Origin of the sequence: Acinetobacter sp. yr461 (assembly GCF_900110445.1) — a bacterium.
GTDB classification, from domain to species: Bacteria; Pseudomonadota; Gammaproteobacteria; order Pseudomonadales; family Moraxellaceae; genus Acinetobacter; species Acinetobacter calcoaceticus.
In genome coordinates, this window is record NZ_FODU01000003.1 from 166,460 (window position 1) to 184,206 (window position 17,747).

Below are 17,747 nucleotides of genomic sequence, written 5' to 3' on the forward strand. Positions count from 1 at the left end.
ATTCATTAAAACTGGCAGAGCATAAAACGATATAAATCAAATGATTTTGGCATTTTAAAACTTATTCGTCATTAAAAATGGTTTGACTTAAAAATACATTCTGTATATTTATTGATTAGTTCTGAAAAAGAACTAGTAAGCAAAGCAGGCAATTAAAATAAAGGTAAATCAATGTCGAATATTATTTTGCATCAATGGGAAATTTCCCCATTTTGTCAGAAAGTTTCAAGAATTTTGAAATTTAAAGGAATCTCATTTGAAACAGTTAACTATAACGGCATTTTGGGAGCTAAAGTTCCTTTGCTCAGTAAAGTGGGTAAAGTACCTGTAATTGACCATAATGGACAGCGAATACAAGACAGTACCCGAATTGCTCGCTACCTAGAAGAAACTTATCCAGATACACCACGGCTTTATCCTGACGATCCAAATCAAAAAGCTCTTGTCGAATTATGGGAAGACTGGGCAGATGAATCTCTTTATTTCTTTGAAGTCTATTTACGCGTAAATGACCCAGAAGCCCTAGTTGAAGCAATTCGTATTAGCAGTGTTGGCCGCCCAGCGTATGAAAAACCAATGGTAAAAGGTTTTATTTTGGCCGAATTGAAAACACAGCTTTTTTTTCAGGGCCTTGGCCGAATGAAAGCTGAACATGTTGAAGAAGAGTTTAGAAAACACCTAGACCGTATTGAGCAGGTTTTATCGCAAAGTGAATGGTTGGTTGGAGACTCGCAGACAATTGCAGATATTGCTGTTGTGGCTCAACTTGGTGAAGTGATTCGCACAAGCAAAAAATTTAGTAAAGAAATTTTGGATCGTCCGTCTATTGCATTATGGTATAAAAAACAAACAGGGTGAAACGACCATGACATTAGCAACACCAGATAAAAGATTAGATTGTGTAGTTGTTATTGGCGTTGGAGCATCGCAGGGCATTGGTGCAGCCGTGTGCCATCGTTTTGCAAAAGAAGGCTTAAAAGTTTATGTCGCTGGGCGTACTTTCCAAAAAATTGAAGCAGTGGCTGCCGAAATTCATTCAAAAGGCGGCGATGCTGTTGCATTTCGTCTGGATGCAGAAGATGTAAAGCAAGTCCAGGCCTTGTTTGACACAATCACCAGCCAAAATGAGCGTATTACCGCTGTAATTCATAATGTGGGAGGGAATATTCCCTCAATTTTTTTACGCAGCCCGCTATCATTTTTTACTAAAATGTGGCAATCCACTTTTCTATCGGCGTATTTAGTTTCTCAAAGCTGTCTAAAAATCTTTAAAGATCAAAACTACGGTACGCTTATTTTTACTGGGGCGAGTGCTTCTTTGCGCGGAAAACCTTTTTTTGCAGCTTTTACGATGGGTAAATCTGCCTTGCGAGCTTATGCACTAAATCTAGCTCAAATCTATAAATCACAAGGCATACATATTGCTCATGTGATTATTGATGGAATGGTCGATGGCGATAGAGTGAATAAAGCATTATTTGGCCTAGGGCGTTTAGCCCGTCTTACGCGTGGAACGGGTGGACTCAATATTGATGCAATTGCGGAAAACTATTGGATGCTTTACCAACAAATGCCTGAGCTTTGGACACATGAGTTGGATTTACGCCCTTATCAAGAAAAATTTTGAGAGACTAAAATGCTAAAAAAAATATTTCTAAGATTTCAAAAAAAGCAGGGTTGTGTTGTCGTTGCTGGTCATGATTTACAACTGATTGAGCGTGACTTTGTAATTCTAGATAAAAACGCACAATTTCCATTACACCTTTATCAAGTTGTGCATGATTCAGCTGCACAGAATATGCAAGTCCATTCTATAAATGATGGTGTGACAGCACTCCATTTGAACTTGATGAATGCAGATCATTTAAAAGGCTTGGTGCGTTATATTTCTCATCACGGCCACAAAATTGAGCTATGTGTGTTTCATCCAAACTTTTCATCTTCGCCAAATATTGAGGCTTTATCTTTAGAAGAGATTGAACACCGTTGGCAGACCACAGGTTTAAGTGCTGTGAGTGTAGCGCAAGCTGTGATTAAGCCCATGCTAAAGCAGCAGCGGGGCACGGTTATTTTTCTTGGAGCGCCATTTAGCAACTCGACTCATTATGATGTATTGAGTCAAAGCATGTTCGCGGGCATTCGTGCTTTAGCGCAGTCATTGGCAAGAGAGTTTCAACCTAAAGGTATTCATATCACCTATTGCATGGTTGAGAAATGGGATGGACAAAACCAGCATTTTATTTCATCTGTAAAACAAGTGTGCCAACACATCTATCAGCAGCCTGATTCGGCATGGAGCCAAGAACTTAGCCTATCTTGAAATTTTACTTTCGCATGTTGTTAAAATACAGTACTGATCTGGAATGATGACAAAACAATAATTTCGATAGGGTATTTACATGGCAAAAATTATGCGTGTTCAGCAAGCTGTTAAAGCGGTTTGTACGTTGGCAGTTTTCATGGGCTTTTCTTCATTAGCACAAGCATATCAATATGATCAGACTGCCCGTTTAATTAACGAGCGTTTATCTTATATGAAGGATGTAGCAGGTTATAAAGCAGAGCAGCATTTGCCGATTGAAGATTTAACTCAAGAAAAGAAAGTGCTAGATCAATCTGTTTCCGAAGCTGAATCTTTTGGTTTAAATAGCGAAACAATGAAGCCATTTATTGTGACTCAAATGAATGTTGCTAAGGCAATTCAGTACCGCTATCGAGCAGACTGGTTATCGAGTCCGGAAACCAATTGGAAGCCCCAAGATTTAGCAGAAGTACGTTTAAAAATTAGTACGCTAAACACAGAGCTTCTAAAAAATATTGCCTATGAACTCAAGAAAAATAATAACAAAGCACCTCATAGCTGTGGCTACATGTGGTCTGTTCAACACCCTCAAATTAAAGAAGCCGATAAAAAAGCTTTATGTATGACACTAAATAAAATTAAGTTAAGAAAGCAGTAAAACTCTTGCATTTGAAACTTAAGTTTTCATCTTCCACTTGTCTGATTTCATAATTAACATTATCCCACTGATTTTTGTGCTTTTCGATAATTAAAGAAGGGAATTGTTGAGAATTATTTCTAAAACTATCATTCAGACTTAAATCTGAAATATAGCTAAAGCATACATTGAATTTTGGGGCTGAAGGATCATGTAAATCCTTAGATAGAATCAAAACAAGGTTGTAGCAATTCATTATAGGATCATGTTCTATTTTGAATGTATCTACTTGATCAAAATTAAAAAAATTTCCATTCATTTCGTCTAGGTCTAACATAATTATCCTTATTTTAAAGTAGTGGATGAAATATATAATTAAGTTGTAGTTCATATTAACTAAAGACGAGCTAATAATGAATTTTTAATAAAGTAATTAAATATTCTAATCTAATGAAAAACAATAATTATTTAACTGTTTTCTGGCCAATATTACATTGACACCCAAAATCTCTCCGATTATCCTTTGCCTGCTGGCCACATTGCCAGTCGGTTTTAGCAGACCGTTTTCATCTAGGACATCAAAAAAGCAATTTTTTGGTGTCGAACTCGTTCGTCTCCCTTCGTAGCGGTAGGACGGAGGAGGGACGCCCTCGGGCGTGCCGGTTCCTAGATGACTGGTCTGCTAACCCTTCTTCGTTCTGCCACCATAATCATTTAGCAGTGATTTGGTAGAACTTCTATTTCATCTAGGAGTCCGCTATGCGTACTAATTCTTCTTATTTCTTGGCCTTTGCCAAATTCTCTCTATTTATACCACCTAACTGGTCTTTAAAAAGGTTTAATCGACTATAGGTTTTAACCTCTAGATCAATTACGACTAAAAAACATAGCAACAATAAAACCTGAGATAGGCGAACACACCACTTTTGTGTCGTTTTCACATGCCTGTTTTTAGCGCTCATTTTAAGAGTGACGGCATTTCTATCTCTTTTATATACAACAAAAAATTATTTTAAACGGTATATCTATGCCAAATTTAGAAGCTTCATTTAAAGCACTACAAGTGCTCCACGCGGCAAAAGATTTATTTAATCAACATGGGTTTTACATCGGGGTTGACCGAATTATTAGTGAAGCCAAAATTCCAAAAGCCACCTTTTATAATTACTTTCACTCTAAAGAAAAATTGGTTGAGATGTCTCTGACTTTTCAAAAAGACGCATTAAAACATGAGGTGTTTTCTATTATTCATTCTTACCAAGAACTTATGGTTTTCGATCAGTTAAAGAAAATCTTCTTTTTACATGCTGACTTAGAAGGATTTTATCATTTGCAGTTTAAAGCCATTTTTGAAATTGAAAAGCTTTATCCCGCAGCCTATAAGGTCGTCAGTGACTATCGAAATTGGTTCATTAAAGAAATTTATAAGCTGATTTTAACCGTAAAAGTTACAGCCACAGTTGAAGATGCTTACATGTTTTTATTTGTGATTGATGGAGCAATGGTTCAGCTTTTAAGTGCAAATAAGATCGATGAAAGAGATAAGTTATTAGAATATTTTATGTCGATGCTCGTTTAGGTTGATTAATATTCTAGTTTTTAATGCCTTTAGAAAAGCCCTCCGAAGAGGGCTTTTTGTTCAATTTGATTTAGCTTTAAAAGTCAAAAGATGTTTGTAGATAGAAAGTACGTGGTTGCCCTACATACTTACCACCTGTAGAGTCAGTTGAGCGGGTAAAATATTGCTTATCAAAGACATTCTTTATTCCGCCAGCGATTTTTAAACCTTTAACTTGTGAACTTAAGTCATAAGAGGTACGGACCGCAAAAGTGGTATAACCCGGAATATCTCCGTATTTACCATCAGCAGTTTCTTCTGTTTGATAGACATTACTATCTGGAAGATCTGGTGAATGCTGCTTAGACTGTGCAAACATATCCGCATTTAAAGCCCATTTATCAAGTGTATAACCTAGACCGACGTTACCAACATGACGCGAATAAAACGGTAAATCTTTATCTTTAAATTGACCTGCTTCAGCTACTGCTTTGGTAAAAGTATAGTTACCATATACTTTTAAGCCTTCTAACGCGTCTGTTAATTGACCGAAATCATAGCTAATACCAGTTTCGATACCTTTATGGCTGGTTGCCCCTAAGTCTGTCCAGATCCCGTTATTACCAGCATCGCGTACTAATGAAAGCTCTTTATCAAAGTCTAGATAGAACACAGTAAATTCGGCATTTAAACCATTACCTAGATATTTGGTTCCGATTTCATAGTTATTCGATTTTTCAGGATGTAAACCTTCGGTTGTAGCTGTTGCGGTTGTTCCTTCAAGTCGAGCCAATTGGCTGTACTGTTGTGGACCAAAAGATACACCAGCGTTTGCAAATATATTCCAATTTTCATTTGCCGAGTACATCACAGATAAACTTGGCAAAAATTCGTCTGAATCAATTTTTGGATAAACAGTATTAGGTTGTCCTTTGTTATAACCTGTGAAGTTATTATGGGTTTCAATTGATTCGAAACGAACACCTGGTGTAATCGTCCAACGGCCCAATTCCATACGGTTGTCGATATATACCGCATGCGCTTTGGTGCCACCTTCGCTGCTACTACGTGGAGCAAAATCTGGAGCTGATGAATCTGCTGCATAAGATGCAGTACGTCCAGCAAACTCAGAACTTTCTTCTTTTAAGTAGCGATAGCCTACTGTTACTTCATTTTGAGTATTACCTAGCTCATAAATGCGAGAGTAACGCGGTTCAATTGCGTAGACCTTGTAATCACGTGGAGCAGAGTCGAGGCGCTTTTGACCATTAGCTAACACGGTCTCAAGATTACTTGTGCGGAAAGAGTCAATGTAGTAAGTCAGAACTTCGAAGTTATTTTTTTCATCTTTATGGTTATAACGTAAAGAGACATCAGTACGTCGACCTGCAAAATAGTTTTTTTCACCAGAAGACTGATAAGGGTTTTCAGCATACTGAGCCTGAGTTAAACCCTCTGGCATTTCGCCTCGACCTTCATAATGATGCAGATTTAAAGCAACTGAATCTTTATCATTAAATTGATAAGCAGACTTTAACATTACATCATCGATATCAATCTTATTGTTTGCTTCTCGATAATTGTTTCCTTTAGTCCCTGAATATAAGAGGGCAAGGCCTAATCCGTTATCTAAAGTTCCCCCAACAAATAGATTAGGACTGAGTTTTACTTGGTCAGTACCAGATGCATATTCTGAAGTTAAGCTAACAGTTCCACTAAAATCTTGTGGAATTGATCGGGTCGCAAAGTTAATAATTCCGCCTACGTTTTGAGGCCCAAAACGAACTGACCCCGCACCCCGTACTACGTCAACAGATTCAATATTACCTATTGAAACAGGCGCTAAAGATAATTGTGGCTGTCCATAAGGAGCAAATGAAAGTGGAACACCATCTACTAAAACTGTTGAGCGAGGCGATAGGCGTGATGCTAAACCACGGACCCCAATATTGAGTGAAACATCACTACCACCAGTTCCACTACTATCTTGAGCTTGAACCCCAGGAATTTGTTTTAATGCTTCGCGGATTGAAGTTGCAGCGGTTTCATCTAAACGTTTGCGGTCAACAATAGTTCGAGCACCAGCATGTTTGTGAACCGTTTCTGCATTTGCTTCTTCTAACCAGTTACCTTGCGCCTTAATAGTGATGGTTGGTAAGGCGCTGGTAGCTGTATCTTCGGCATGTGCTGGAATTGCTAGATAAGTACAAGCAAGTCCGATCGCATAGCTAAGAGTAGAAACTTTGAACTTAAAATTTGGGAGTGAAAGAGTAGATGAGCGTTCCATGTTTATGTATCGAAATCCTAAACGATAATTATAATCATTATAGCGAAAAGTAACAAAATTTTATAAAGGGGTTTATATTTTTTTTCTTAGAATTTTAAACAATTTCTAAAAAATTAGAATTGATAGCAATTTTAAATTGCTGGCTATCATTTAGGTATAAACAATAAAGTTTTAGCTAGACAATGGATGTTAATAGAATGCAGTTTTCTTATGTAGAGCAATGTACAACTTCTGTTTAAAGACACTAGAAGTATAAAAGTATTAGGATGCTCACAAGTATGTTGTTGCCATCTTGATATAGATAAATCGGTAATAAATTGACTTTTAAAGCTATTTGTGTGAAAAGGAAAATAATTTAATAAATATTTTTAATGAAAATCAAAGAATTATTAATTTTTACTGAACATTTGTTATAGGATTTTTATATTAAATTATTGTTTTATTAATCAATAATCATTATTATTCGCGCTAATATTTACATGAACACACAAAATACATATGGAATTTATTAAGTCTCGCAAGAAGATTGCTAAATCAGCAATAGCCTCTTCATTATCAATTGTAGCTACAACAGCAATGGCTGCTCAGGAAAATTCAGTACCACTTCCATTAATTCATGTTCAAGCAGATGCAGAAGTTGTACAGAGCCTTAAAGTTGATAAATCGGCTAATTCTAAATTCGTAGCACCTCTGTTAAATACTCCAAAATCAGTTTCAGTAATTTCAAAACAACTTATTGAAGATACGAAAGTAAATACATTGAGTGATGCACTTCGTACTGTACCAGGCATTACCTTAGGTGCAGGTGAAGGCGGTAACCCGAATGGAGATCGACCATTTATTCGTGGTTACAACTCAGAAAGTTCAATGTACGTTGATGGTATTCGTAACTCATCATCACAAAACCGTGAAATGTTTGCTATTGAGCAAGTTGAAGTGACTAAAGGTTCTGCTTCTTCTATGGGCGGGGCAGGTTCTGTTGGTGGTAGCATCAACATGATTTCTAAAGTGGCTAAAAAAGGTGACTCTTTAGAAGGTTCTGTTCAAGCTGGTACCGATAACTACCAACGTATTACCTTAGATGGTAATAAAGACTTTGGTAATGGTACGGCTGCTCGCGTTGTCCTAATGGGGCACAAAAATGAAAAAGCTGGTCAAAGTGATGGTGCTGAATACAAGCGTGTAGGTATCGCGCCTAGCATTACATTTGGATTAGATACGCCAACACGCGCAACTTTAAGTTATTACTACTTAAGATCTGATGACACTCCGGATTCAGGTGTTCCATATAATTACGATACGACTAAGAAGGCTACTGTTGGTAAACCTGTTGATGTTAAACAAGGTATTTACTATGGCTTAAAAGGTCGTGATTTCCAAAAACAAGAAAATCATATTGGTACTTTTAAAGTAGAACATGATTTAAATGAAAATCTTACGCTTAGTAACACTTTACTCTACAGTAAATCAAAAAATGATTATCTTTGGACTCAACCAGATGATTCAAAAGGTAATGTAGCAAACGGCAAAGTTTGGCGTCGTATTAACTCTCGAATTACAGACACTGATATTTTTACCGATCAGTTATCTTTAAGAGGTAAGTTTAATACTGGAGCTATCAAGCATAGTTTCAATGTTGGCGCAGAATACAGCGATCAAGAGTCAGATAAAGGTAGTTATTCAACTACATACCCAGGTTATGCGGGTTCTACAACAGGTGGTTTCAATAGTGATTGTGCTATAAACGATGCTTGGTGTACTTCATTAACAAACCCTAATTCTAAAGATGTGTGGTTAGGGGACCGTATTGCGAATAAAGCAACAACTACAACTACCACTAAGACTACTGGGGTTTATCTATTAGATAACATTGAATTTAATCCTCAATGGTTATTGGATCTAGGCGTTCGTTGGGATAAATTTGATACAGAGCAAGTAACAAATGCGACTGGAGCAAAAATTGAAAGTAATAAAGATTTTGTTACTTACAATGCTGGCATCACCTTTAAGCCTACCGAAAACGGCAGTATCTATGCGAGTTACGCAACATCTGCAAACCCTGTAGGTGTAGACAGTGGTGATGGTTCTGAGTCAATTGGTCAAGCTTATATGGACCTTAAGCCAGAAGAAAGCCAAACCATTGAACTTGGTACAAAGTGGAATGTCTTAAATGAAAAACTTAATTTGACTGCTGCCATTTTCCGTACAGAGAAACAAAATACACGTATTCAAGTAGACTCAAGTACTTATACGAATGGTGGTGATAGTAAAGTTGATGGTATTGAACTTTCAGCAAATGGTAATATCACTGATAAATGGGCTATGAGCGCAGGTTACACCTACTTAGATAGTGAAAATACTGATCCAGGGCCAAGTTGTAGTCGTGCTGGTGTATGTACTCCTGAAAATGCAGCTAAAGGCAAGCAACTTCCAAACGTACCTAAAAACTCAGCAACTTTATGGACTACATATAAAGTATTGCCACAAGTTACTGTGGGTGCTGGCGCTTTCTATGCTGACAAAGTATATGGTGATGCAGCTAATACAAAATGGGTTCCATCGTATGTTCGATATGACGCGATGGCTCGTTATGACGTTAACAAGAATGTTAACTTGCAACTTAACTTAAATAACCTTTCTGATAAGCGTTACTTTACTAAAGCGTATGCTTCACACTATGCAACTGAAGCAGAAGGACGTAGTGCAGTATTATCCGTTAACTTCAAATACTAATAAGTTTAAAAATTTATTAGTCTAAAGAAGTAATCTAAAATAGCCTCAATTTGAGGCTATTTTATTAATTAAAGCTATTTTAAAGGTATCGCCGTGATTCACCATATTCCTAATGTACTTAGTAAAGAACAAGTCCAGTTTTTCCGTCAAGAAATGGCCAAAGTAGAATGGGTTAATGGAAAAGTCACTGCTGGTACACTTTCAGCTACAGTAAAACATAATCAACAATTGCCTGAAGATCATCCTTTAACCCATCAACTGAGTAATATCATCCTTGATGCTTTAGGAAAACATCCATTATTCCTATCTGCTGCAATTCCACTAAATATTATACCGCCTTTATTTAATCGTTATGAAAATCATGAATCTTTTGGTTTTCATGTAGATAATTCAATACGGCTCATACGTGGTAGTAATCAGCGTTTAAGAACAGACTTGTCTTGTACAGTTTTTTTAAGTGAACCAGAAGAGTATGAGGGAGGGGAACTGGTAGTTGAAGATACGTATGGATATCACGAAATTAAATTGCCTGCTGGTGATATGATTTTGTATCCATCTACCAGTCTACATGAAGTGACAGCTATTACTTCAGGCTGTCGTATAGCATCTTTTTTCTGGGTACAGAGCATGATTCGTGATGATGCAGAGCGACATATGTTATTTAACCTAGATCAAACTATTCAAAACTTACGTATGCAACTGGGTGATGATCACAAAGAAGTCTTGAACTTAACAAATACTTATCACAACTTAATTCGTAAGTGGGCTGAGGTTTAAATAACAAGAAAAGTAATGAAGTAGCGTAAATTATTTAATACGCTACTTATAGACATTTACTTCAATATTTAATGCTTTTTCATCAATTTTTTTCAATAAACATTCTAATAGTTCTTCTACTTTTTCATCATATTCGAAAGGATGAGATTTGCCAGTTTGAGTATTAATAAGATTTAAACTAATTTTATTAGAGGCTGGTCTATAAATTCCTCTATTACTTTTACCCAAAACAACTCTTTTAATTAATTTTCTATGTTCAAGTTCCGCTAAAGTACGATAGGTAGTGGCTAGACTAATTTTTAGGTTTTTCTTTTGGGATAACAGATATATTTCTTCTGCGGTTATTCCCTTATCGTTCTCGTGTAAAAAACGGAAAATAGCAATTCGCGAAGGCGTAGCCGATAAACCATTTTCAATTAACTCTTGGTGATAATCCATTTAGTTCCTCTGCTAATGGCTTATTTATATTTAAATTGATTACTAAGGATTTTTTAGTAGTAAGTAAAAAAATCTATTTTAAAACCAATGATGTTAGTCTTAATTGTAAACCATTTGGTATAAAAAGTATTATGATAAAAAGTAAAAATGCTTAATTCAAATAGTAAAAGTTAGAAGCCAATTTTTCCAAATAGAACTATGAGATGCAGAACATTAAAGTACTAATTAATACGAATAAAAAGTAGTGTAAAAGCCATATTGACTGTGCAACTAAACTTTAAAGTTTTTTATGACTGAACTTTATTTTGCTCGATGATCTCTACTAACTGTTCACATGACTGATTTACTTTTGATAAGGGTGAGGTTGCAACACCTAACATTAAACCTGAAACAGCATTTTTAGGGTCTTGGTACCAAAGTGATAATGGAGAGGGAGCCAAATTGAAAGCTAATGCTTCATTCACAATTTTTTGATCAGATAAAGAGGGCGGTAAATTAATGAGTACGGATAAGCCAGCAGTATAGGTTTGCAGATTAAATCGTTTTAAACACTTAATTAATTCATCACGCTGAGCACTATAAGTTCTTTTTGTTCGTCTTAAATGTCTTAAAAAATGACCTTCATGCATAAACTCTTGAATTGAAAGTTGTAAAGATGGAGATGGAGCGGGTACTAAAGTTGCTGTCGTTTCTGCAAAGTGATTAATCATGTGAAAAGGTACAACTGCAAATCCTATCCGTAATTTGGGGCTAATTGTTTTACTAAAGCTTCCTAAATGAATAACTCTTCCAGCAGTATCTAATGAAAATAAAGCGGGTGCTGCTCGGCCATCTAATTGTAATTCTCCTAAATAATCATCTTCAATAATCCAGCTTCTGTTCTGGTTAGCCCAATCAAGTAACTTTAATCGTCTGGTCAAAGAAAGTGACATTCCTAAAGGTGCTTGCTGTCCCGGTGTGACTAATGCAAGGGAGGCATCCGGTACATTTTTCATTGCGAACTCTACATCTATCCCATCTTTATCAACAGGGATTGGACATATTTCCAGTCTTCCAACTTCAAGCGCATGTTTAGAGAAAGGGAAACCGGGATCTTCAACCCATGCCTTTTTTCCACCTAATCCTAAAACATGCAACGTAAGGCCCAGCCCACCAGAGAAACCTGAAGTGATAAATACTTGGTCAGGAGTACATTGAATGCCCCTTGATAGAGCTAAATAAGCAGCAATTTCTCGACGAAGACCATGTTCACCTCGAGCGTCTGGATAGCTAGGCCACCCACTAGATTCATTACGCACAGATCTTGATCTGATTTTTGAAAATAACTTTGCTGGAAAAATTTCTTTCGAGGGGACGCCTAATTGAAAAATGCCCTGCACAGTTGTCATATCTAAATACATCTGTGTAAACGAACTATTTTTATAATCATCTTGAGTAGAGGGTGGCTTAACTGCTTGATAGGCAACACGTGTACCTTGTGATCTGGATGCAATGATAAATTGGCCATCGGCAAGTCTTTCATATGCAACTTTTACCGTCCCTCTAGAAACACCAAGTTGACTGGCTAAATCGATCCAAGAGGGTAAACGATCACCTTGTTGTAGCGTCCCGGAAATAATAGCTTGTTCAATCCCAAGGCGTATTTGTTCAGCTAATGGAGTCTTTAATTTGCGATCTAAATTGATTTTGAGCTGCTGATACATGCGTGGTACAGCCTTTTAATGCATTTTTGGTTCATGAATTTATACTACGGATCTATAAAATAAAAACAACTTCCTATCTTTATGTAGGTTTAATTTGAAATGAAAATAATCAAAAGCACATTCTTTTTAGGTATAGGTCTAATGCTTGCGAGTATTACACCATCTATGGCACAGGAGCCAGTGGAAAAAGTTACGCCTAATTTTGAACATGCAATTTCTAATATACCGGGCAAGTCTCTTATCGCTTTAGAGGTGGATTATCCGCCTGGTGGTGCTTCTATTCCTCATACTCATGCGAAATCATCTTTTATATATGCCTATGTGGTTGAGGGTAGCATTGAGTCTAAAGTGAATAGTGAGAAGCCAAAAATTTATCAGGCAGGTCAGAGTTGGTTTGAAGAGCCAGGAGCAGTTCATTCTATTAGTCGCAATATAAGTAAGACTAAACCAGCAAAGCTATTGGCAGTATTTGTTGTAGATACTGACGATAAAGAGTTAGTTACCCCAGTAAAATAATTGAAAGTAAACAGGTGTCTATTATGGTTCAACGTATTGATTATAATCAGGTCGCTCCAGCAGGTGTTAAAGCTCTAGGTGGTGTCTATAGCTACGTAGTGCAAAGCGGTTTGGCAGCAGAGTTAGTTGAATTGGTTTATCTACGTATATCGCAAATTAATAACTGTGCATATTGTTTGGACATGCATACGAGAGATTTAATCAAGAAAGGCGTAGCAATTGAAAAACTAGCTTTAGTTCAGGCTTGGCAAGAAGGTGGACATCTTTTTGATGAACGGGAGAGAGCAGCTTTAGCTTGGGCTGAGTCAGTAACTAAAGTCTCTACTACTGGAGTACCTGATGATATTTATCAACTTGCCCATTCGGTATTTGATGAAAAAGAACTGGTTGATTTGACGATAGCCATTAGCTTGATGAACGCATATAACCGTATGGCAATTAGTTTTAGAAATACCCCCCAAGCCGCAAAGTAATATTCAAAAAGCCCTCTAGCGAGGGCTTCTAACTTATTTAAAAGAAGGTTGGCTTAAAATTTTGTAGACCTTTTCTTTATATACATCGTTGGAAATTACGCCTTTATCTCGCTGCTGTTTTAGCGATTTAAACTGCTGACCATGAATTTCTCTTTGAATATTTACATTATCATGATTTCTAATGTAGTAAAGACTACGCTCATGATCACTCATATTGACTGTTTCATCAGTAGAGTAGGACGGCTTAGCTTCATTTTCTTGATACTGTTTCGCAATCTCAAAAAAATCTACATTTTGATGATGAGCGGCAGAATTAGAAGAGTCTTTTGGTTGCCCATTAAATTTATATTCTTGAGAATTCGCGTTTACTGCAAGCATGCTCTTATGCTTATTAAAGTTGGGGTAGCTATATTCTTGTTTCATTTGAAATGTGTTTGTTTCAGAAAATGCAGAGGAAGAAAAAAGACTAATATTTAAAAATAAAAAAGTTAATAACAATCTATTCATTTCTTTTGAAGTCCAATTGAAATTGAGTAAATCACTGTATTGTAACATTAAATTTTATTTTTTAAAGGTTAAATTTTTAGGGTATTTGATCATCTGGTCAACAACAAGTTGAATGGACAGATTTGCGTGAAGTTCTATTGAGAGCTCCGCAAAAAACTTTATATAATATAAGATCTAAAATCCTTCATTTTAGAGTGTTTGTCCATTATCTAATTTTAATATTTGCCCCGTAACAGATTCTAATTTTTTAAAATACTTCTTTTAAATTTATTGTTAAGCTCAACTAAATAGTACAGGTGTGACAAGGGCGATTCAATTTGTTAAGTTACGTGGTTTTTATAACAGTGGACGAAATTTATGAAGACGTTTTTAGTTATATCTTTATTGGGTTTTGGGCTGATTGGCTGTGCTTCATCTACATATAATTCTCAAGAAAATTACTTAAATAAGTCTCCAATTGTTCCAGAAAATAAAGCCTTTAATAATTTTAAAACACCTGAACACGGAGTTTTTACCGATCAAGATATCTATAATATGCCTGAGAATTCAAATATGAATTTTCGTTATGAAGTCCCTTTTTAATGAAAAATAGAGCATTAATTTAAAAAAAAGGTGGAATAAGCGTGGCTTACCACCTTTGTTGATGAGGAATAATTAATGATTAATATCACCTTCGGGTGGTTTTTTAAATTTTAAACTGTTAAATTTTAGTTATTGAAAAAAGGTATTTAAAATGAAAAAATTCACTATTATTGCTTCTTTATTTTTATTAGTTGGGTGTACTACTGGTCATAAACAAGCCACTCCCGTTCAAGTGACTGATAATAAAATCACTTCTGAGGCTGATAAATATAAAAAACAATATCAAAAGAAAATTTATAAATTATGGGAAGTTCCAAATTCTTCTACAGGGATGAGTGCAAGTGTTAAAGTATTTTTAAGTGATAGTGGGGAAATTGAGCAAATCATCTTTTTAGATAAAGAAGAACAAAAATTTAAAACAAGTATTGAAAAAGCGATCTGGCGTGCAAGTCCATTTGCTTTGCCTTCCAATCCAGAAGTAAGAAAACAAGCAAGAAGATTCAATATGAAATTTCAGGCGAAATAAATGAGTTCTTCTTAATTATTAGGGGCGAATTTAAAATTGTTAATGTATATAAATTTGCTCTCTAGTTTCATGAAATACCGAAAATAGTTAGTTTAATTGCTATAAAGATTTTCTTTAAAATAAATATTTCATTCTGATTCTAGATAACAAATAAGACATTTTATTTATTAGCAAACAAAATATAAACATTAGTTACATTGCTATCAAAACATAACATAAACAAAACTTTAAAAGGGTATTAAATTATTATAAAAAATATGTGAATCCATAAATATGTTAAAGACGAAGTATGAATGAAGCAAAGAAATCTCTGAAAGAAAGTAAGGCAACTTCAGTTGTAGCGTGGAGCGTAATTTTATTTGGAATTGTGGCAGGACTGGCCTTTATTTTGTCATATGGGCAAGTTGAAACAAGAAATGATAATCTTGATATTATTCAAATCTGGTCTAAAGAAATGATTACAGTGGGTCTCTTCATTATATTTAATGGGCTACTGTTCGGCTACTTGCTTTTAAAAATTAGTAGTATTTTGAACCATCTTGAAAATAATAAAAGCTAATTTATAAGAGTTCATTAACCTCTTTTTAGCGGGGATAAATGTATCTTAAAGTGTCAGTTACACAAATGATGATTGTTTGGGGTTGAATGTATCCGTTAATTATTTAAGCATGGAGTGACACAAGTTAAGTAAAGGATGAATCTCATGATAGATGAAGAAAAACCCTTAAATTTTGACGATGATGAAGAACCTCTCGATTTTGCCGATGAAGAATTCATCGATGATAAAAAAGAGGATGAGTTATATAACAGCATTACAAAAGATGGCTCAAGTGTAGATCCGGCAGATGATGGTGAGCGACACATTCGCCCTGAAGATGGGGATCCCATCGAAATCGAACAATAACTCAAAGCCCAATTCCATATTGGGCATTTTTAATAGGTTTGACTTTTTTATCTGAAAAGTACGATACGTCAGAGGTTATTCAATTATTATCATTAATGACTCAAAAAATTGAGAACTAAGCAATGAGTGTAGAGATGTGTACATATATATTTATTGAATGATTTATTCTCCAATTGAAGTAAAACTATGAGTAATTATATTTCTACATTTACCAACAAAATCAAAAATAAAGCTGTTCCACCTGTCAATGATGTTCTGCTCGCATTTAGGACTTTGAAAACAGTACCAGGTGGATTAACGCTATTATCAAAAATTGTTAGTCGAGTCGCTCCATATTTTCAGACTGTAAATCCAATTATCCAAAAATTAGATGTAGACGTGTGTGAAGCCTCAATCAAAAAAAATAAATCAATCGAAAATCATATCGGGACGGTACACGTTATTGCGATATGTAATGGATTGGAATTTGTCATGGGAGTGTTAGCTGAAGCATCTGTGCCTCAACATTTAAGATGGTTACCTAAAGGTATGAGTGTAAATTATGTCGCTAAGGCAGATTCTGATATTAAGTTAGTTGCAACAATTGATGAGGAATGGAAGGTTGGAGATATGCAAATAAAAATTAACGCTTATAGAGCGGATGGGCAACCAGTAGTTCAAGGATATATTACGCTTTGGGTTACAGAGAAAAAGTAAATAACAGGGCATTAAATGCAAAAAATATTGGATTATCTCCGCAAAATTTTTACTGCCAAGCCTCAGCAAGATGCAACAGCGGATGACCTCATTGCTATGGCAACTGACCATGGCGATGAATTGATAGGAGTTGCTGTTGATGAGATGTCTCTTAGTGTGGAAGGTGTAAACCAAATCTGTAATTTTGAAGGGTTAAAGCTCAGTGCTTATGATGATGGTACTGGCGTATGGACTATTGGATATGGCACGACGCGATATCCTAATGGTAAGCGTGTAAGTGAAGGAGACCGATGCACTCTTGAGCAAGCTAAAACTTATATGCAGCATGATTTAAAGATATTTGAGCATGCAGTAAATAGTTCTGTAAAAGTGCCTTTAAAACAGAATCAATTCGATGCATTAGTCTCTTTAACTTATAACATTGGGGTAGGTGCCTTTAAACATTCGACCTTACTCAAAAAGTTAAATTCAGGTGATTACAAAGAAGCAGCAAACCAGTTTGATGTATGGGTAAATGCAGGCGGTAAGCGTTTGCAGGGGCTGGTTAATCGCCGTGCAATGGAAAAGAAGTTATTTTTATCATCAAAGTAGTTGTCTCAATTTTTTATTAAACTTGGTTAAAAAGTCATGAAAAAGCCTCGAATGGTCAGGGCTTTTTCATATAGGAATTGAATCGATTAACTCTTATCCCCTAAGGTGATTCTGAGTCTGTTTAATGCTCCCATGAGTGAAATGCTAGTGGTCAACTCTACAATCTCTCGTTCATTAAAATACTCGGCTAAATGAGCTTTTACAGTTTCAATTTTTTCAGATAGAAAAGTGACTGCCTCTGCAAGTTCAAGAGCAAGAAACTGCTTCTTTGAAAAGACATTTGAATGTTTATACCCCGGAATTTTATCAATGACTTCTTGGCTTACTCCCATATCTCTTAATTCTTGAGCATGAAAAGCGCAGCAGTAAGCACAGCCGTTGATTTGTGACACATATAACTCAGCTAAAGCAACTATCTGAGGATCAATGCCTGAGGTTCGTATAGATGCATGTGCTGAGTACAAATGATTAATCGTTTTTTTAGCAACTTCCTTATATTCCATCATATAGACCAGTT

21 protein-coding genes are annotated in these 17,747 nt (G+C 35.8%); 15 read left to right on the top strand and 6 right to left on the bottom strand.

The features are described from left to right. Positions 1 to 171: 171 nt before the first annotated feature. From BMW38_RS07085 to BMW38_RS07100, 4 genes are all read left to right on the top strand, one after another. The gene (locus BMW38_RS07085) at positions 172 to 858 is read left to right on the top strand and encodes a glutathione S-transferase family protein (protein ID WP_092706865.1); all 687 of its coding nucleotides are present in this window, start codon (positions 172 to 174) and stop codon (positions 856 to 858) included. 7 nt (positions 859 to 865) lie between these two features. After that, a complete protein-coding gene (locus BMW38_RS07090; protein ID WP_092706867.1) occupies positions 866 to 1,627 on the top strand; it encodes an SDR family NAD(P)-dependent oxidoreductase in 762 nt (253 codons plus the stop codon). A gap of 9 nt (positions 1,628 to 1,636) precedes the next feature. Continuing rightward, a complete protein-coding gene (locus BMW38_RS07095; RefSeq protein WP_092706869.1) occupies positions 1,637 to 2,320 on the top strand; it encodes an SDR family NAD(P)-dependent oxidoreductase in 684 nt (227 codons plus the stop codon). Positions 2,321 to 2,411: 91 nt separating this feature from the next. Beyond that, positions 2,412 to 2,960, top strand: a complete 549-nt coding sequence (locus tag BMW38_RS07100; RefSeq protein WP_244524338.1) for a chorismate mutase — start codon at positions 2,412 to 2,414, stop codon at positions 2,958 to 2,960. On the opposite strand, the gene BMW38_RS07105 is transcribed toward BMW38_RS07100, so the two are convergent. Next, the gene (locus BMW38_RS07105; protein ID WP_092706873.1) at positions 2,941 to 3,276 is read right to left on the bottom strand and encodes a hypothetical protein; all 336 of its coding nucleotides are present in this window, start codon (positions 3,274 to 3,276) and stop codon (positions 2,941 to 2,943) included. The two genes, BMW38_RS07100 and BMW38_RS07105, sit on opposite strands and share 20 nt — an antisense overlap. 690 nt (positions 3,277 to 3,966) lie before the next feature. Here BMW38_RS07105 and BMW38_RS07120 point away from each other — a divergent pair. Continuing rightward, positions 3,967 to 4,518 carry a TetR/AcrR family transcriptional regulator gene (locus tag BMW38_RS07120; RefSeq protein ID WP_092706877.1) on the top strand — a complete coding sequence of 184 codons (552 nt, stop codon included), beginning with the start codon at positions 3,967 to 3,969 and terminating at the stop codon, positions 4,516 to 4,518. A gap of 76 nt (positions 4,519 to 4,594) precedes the next feature. On the opposite strand, the gene BMW38_RS07125 is transcribed toward BMW38_RS07120, so the two are convergent. Continuing rightward, positions 4,595 to 6,784: a TonB-dependent receptor family protein gene (locus BMW38_RS07125; protein ID WP_092706879.1), complete on the bottom strand. Its 2,190-nt coding sequence runs from the start codon at positions 6,782 to 6,784 to the stop codon at positions 4,595 to 4,597. Between the two features lie 498 nt (positions 6,785 to 7,282). On the opposite strand from BMW38_RS07125, the gene BMW38_RS07130 reads away from it, so the two are divergent. After that, positions 7,283 to 9,517, top strand: a complete 2,235-nt coding sequence (locus BMW38_RS07130; protein ID WP_092706881.1) for a TonB-dependent receptor — start codon at positions 7,283 to 7,285, stop codon at positions 9,515 to 9,517. 93 nt (positions 9,518 to 9,610) lie between these two features. Next, positions 9,611 to 10,294: a Fe2+-dependent dioxygenase gene (locus BMW38_RS07135; protein ID WP_092706883.1), complete on the top strand. Its 684-nt coding sequence runs from the start codon at positions 9,611 to 9,613 to the stop codon at positions 10,292 to 10,294. 42 nt (positions 10,295 to 10,336) lie between these two features. Here the strand turns inward: BMW38_RS07135 and BMW38_RS07140 are convergent, their stop codons facing one another. Then, positions 10,337 to 10,732: a Fur family transcriptional regulator gene (locus BMW38_RS07140; RefSeq protein WP_092706885.1), complete on the bottom strand. Its 396-nt coding sequence runs from the start codon at positions 10,730 to 10,732 to the stop codon at positions 10,337 to 10,339. 287 nt (positions 10,733 to 11,019) lie between these two features. Then, positions 11,020 to 12,435, bottom strand: coding sequence for a MocR-like pyridoxine biosynthesis transcription factor PdxR (locus BMW38_RS07145; protein ID WP_092706887.1), 1,416 nt, complete (start codon positions 12,433 to 12,435; stop codon positions 11,020 to 11,022). Positions 12,436 to 12,576: 141 nt separating this feature from the next. Here BMW38_RS07145 and BMW38_RS07150 point away from each other — a divergent pair, with 141 nt between their 5' ends. Then, complete coding sequence (locus BMW38_RS07150) at positions 12,577 to 12,951, top strand: cupin domain-containing protein (RefSeq protein WP_092707151.1); 375 nt, start codon at positions 12,577 to 12,579, stop codon at positions 12,949 to 12,951. 23 nt (positions 12,952 to 12,974) lie between these two features. After that, positions 12,975 to 13,424, top strand: a complete 450-nt coding sequence (locus tag BMW38_RS07155; RefSeq protein WP_092706889.1) for a carboxymuconolactone decarboxylase family protein — start codon at positions 12,975 to 12,977, stop codon at positions 13,422 to 13,424. 33 nt (positions 13,425 to 13,457) lie between these two features. On the opposite strand, the gene BMW38_RS07160 is transcribed toward BMW38_RS07155, so the two are convergent. After that, complete coding sequence (locus BMW38_RS07160; RefSeq protein WP_092706891.1) at positions 13,458 to 13,979, bottom strand: hypothetical protein; 522 nt, start codon at positions 13,977 to 13,979, stop codon at positions 13,458 to 13,460. Between the two features lie 309 nt (positions 13,980 to 14,288). On the opposite strand from BMW38_RS07160, the gene BMW38_RS07165 reads away from it, so the two are divergent. The 6 genes from BMW38_RS07165 to BMW38_RS07190 all read left to right on the top strand — a co-directional run bounded on the left by BMW38_RS07165 (position 14,289) and on the right by BMW38_RS07190 (position 17,230). Further along, entirely contained in the window at positions 14,289 to 14,513 is a 225-nt protein-coding gene (locus BMW38_RS07165; protein WP_092706893.1) for a hypothetical protein, read from the top strand. Positions 14,514 to 14,664: 151 nt separating this feature from the next. Beyond that, complete coding sequence (locus BMW38_RS07170) at positions 14,665 to 15,039, top strand: TonB C-terminal domain-containing protein (RefSeq protein ID WP_092706895.1); 375 nt, start codon at positions 14,665 to 14,667, stop codon at positions 15,037 to 15,039. Between the two features lie 289 nt (positions 15,040 to 15,328). Further along, complete coding sequence (locus BMW38_RS07175; protein WP_092706897.1) at positions 15,329 to 15,598, top strand: hypothetical protein; 270 nt, start codon at positions 15,329 to 15,331, stop codon at positions 15,596 to 15,598. A 144-nt stretch (positions 15,599 to 15,742) separates the two neighbouring features. Continuing rightward, a complete protein-coding gene (locus tag BMW38_RS07180; protein ID WP_003652344.1) occupies positions 15,743 to 15,943 on the top strand; it encodes a hypothetical protein in 201 nt (66 codons plus the stop codon). A 186-nt stretch (positions 15,944 to 16,129) separates the two neighbouring features. Continuing rightward, on the top strand, positions 16,130 to 16,639 hold the full coding sequence (locus tag BMW38_RS07185; protein WP_092706899.1) for a hotdog fold domain-containing protein: 510 nt from the start codon (positions 16,130 to 16,132) through the stop codon (positions 16,637 to 16,639). Positions 16,640 to 16,654: 15 nt separating this feature from the next. Continuing rightward, the gene (locus BMW38_RS07190; RefSeq protein ID WP_092706901.1) at positions 16,655 to 17,230 is read left to right on the top strand and encodes a lysozyme; all 576 of its coding nucleotides are present in this window, start codon (positions 16,655 to 16,657) and stop codon (positions 17,228 to 17,230) included. Between the two features lie 86 nt (positions 17,231 to 17,316). Here BMW38_RS07190 and BMW38_RS07195 read toward each other — a convergent pair whose 3' ends face one another. After that, positions 17,317 to 17,733: a carboxymuconolactone decarboxylase family protein gene (locus tag BMW38_RS07195; protein ID WP_026055625.1), complete on the bottom strand. Its 417-nt coding sequence runs from the start codon at positions 17,731 to 17,733 to the stop codon at positions 17,317 to 17,319. Positions 17,734 to 17,747 lie beyond the last annotated feature (14 nt).

Coding starts and splice junctions, on each gene's coding strand:
- BMW38_RS07085 (WP_092706865.1), top strand. CDS start 172: ATGTCGAATATTATTTTGCATCAATGGGAAATTTCCCCATTTTGTCAG.
- BMW38_RS07155 (WP_092706889.1), top strand. CDS start 12,975: ATGGTTCAACGTATTGATTATAATCAGGTCGCTCCAGCAGGTGTTAAA.
- BMW38_RS07165 (WP_092706893.1), top strand. CDS start 14,289: ATGAAGACGTTTTTAGTTATATCTTTATTGGGTTTTGGGCTGATTGGC.
- BMW38_RS07185 (WP_092706899.1), top strand. CDS start 16,130: ATGAGTAATTATATTTCTACATTTACCAACAAAATCAAAAATAAAGCT.
- BMW38_RS07095 (WP_092706869.1), top strand. CDS start 1,637: ATGCTAAAAAAAATATTTCTAAGATTTCAAAAAAAGCAGGGTTGTGTT.
- BMW38_RS07130 (WP_092706881.1), top strand. CDS start 7,283: ATGGAATTTATTAAGTCTCGCAAGAAGATTGCTAAATCAGCAATAGCC.
- BMW38_RS07140 (WP_092706885.1), bottom strand. CDS start 10,732: ATGGATTATCACCAAGAGTTAATTGAAAATGGTTTATCGGCTACGCCT.
- BMW38_RS07090 (WP_092706867.1), top strand. CDS start 866: ATGACATTAGCAACACCAGATAAAAGATTAGATTGTGTAGTTGTTATT.
- BMW38_RS07145 (WP_092706887.1), bottom strand. CDS start 12,435: ATGTATCAGCAGCTCAAAATCAATTTAGATCGCAAATTAAAGACTCCA.
- BMW38_RS07175 (WP_092706897.1), top strand. CDS start 15,329: ATGAATGAAGCAAAGAAATCTCTGAAAGAAAGTAAGGCAACTTCAGTT.
- BMW38_RS07170 (WP_092706895.1), top strand. CDS start 14,665: ATGAAAAAATTCACTATTATTGCTTCTTTATTTTTATTAGTTGGGTGT.
- BMW38_RS07190 (WP_092706901.1), top strand. CDS start 16,655: ATGCAAAAAATATTGGATTATCTCCGCAAAATTTTTACTGCCAAGCCT.
- BMW38_RS07195 (WP_026055625.1), bottom strand. CDS start 17,733: ATGGAATATAAGGAAGTTGCTAAAAAAACGATTAATCATTTGTACTCA.
- BMW38_RS07125 (WP_092706879.1), bottom strand. CDS start 6,784: ATGGAACGCTCATCTACTCTTTCACTCCCAAATTTTAAGTTCAAAGTT.
- BMW38_RS07180 (WP_003652344.1), top strand. CDS start 15,743: ATGATAGATGAAGAAAAACCCTTAAATTTTGACGATGATGAAGAACCT.
- BMW38_RS07105 (WP_092706873.1), bottom strand. CDS start 3,276: ATGTTAGACCTAGACGAAATGAATGGAAATTTTTTTAATTTTGATCAA.
- BMW38_RS07150 (WP_092707151.1), top strand. CDS start 12,577: ATGCTTGCGAGTATTACACCATCTATGGCACAGGAGCCAGTGGAAAAA.
- BMW38_RS07100 (WP_244524338.1), top strand. CDS start 2,412: ATGCGTGTTCAGCAAGCTGTTAAAGCGGTTTGTACGTTGGCAGTTTTC.
- BMW38_RS07160 (WP_092706891.1), bottom strand. CDS start 13,979: ATGTTACAATACAGTGATTTACTCAATTTCAATTGGACTTCAAAAGAA.
- BMW38_RS07120 (WP_092706877.1), top strand. CDS start 3,967: ATGCCAAATTTAGAAGCTTCATTTAAAGCACTACAAGTGCTCCACGCG.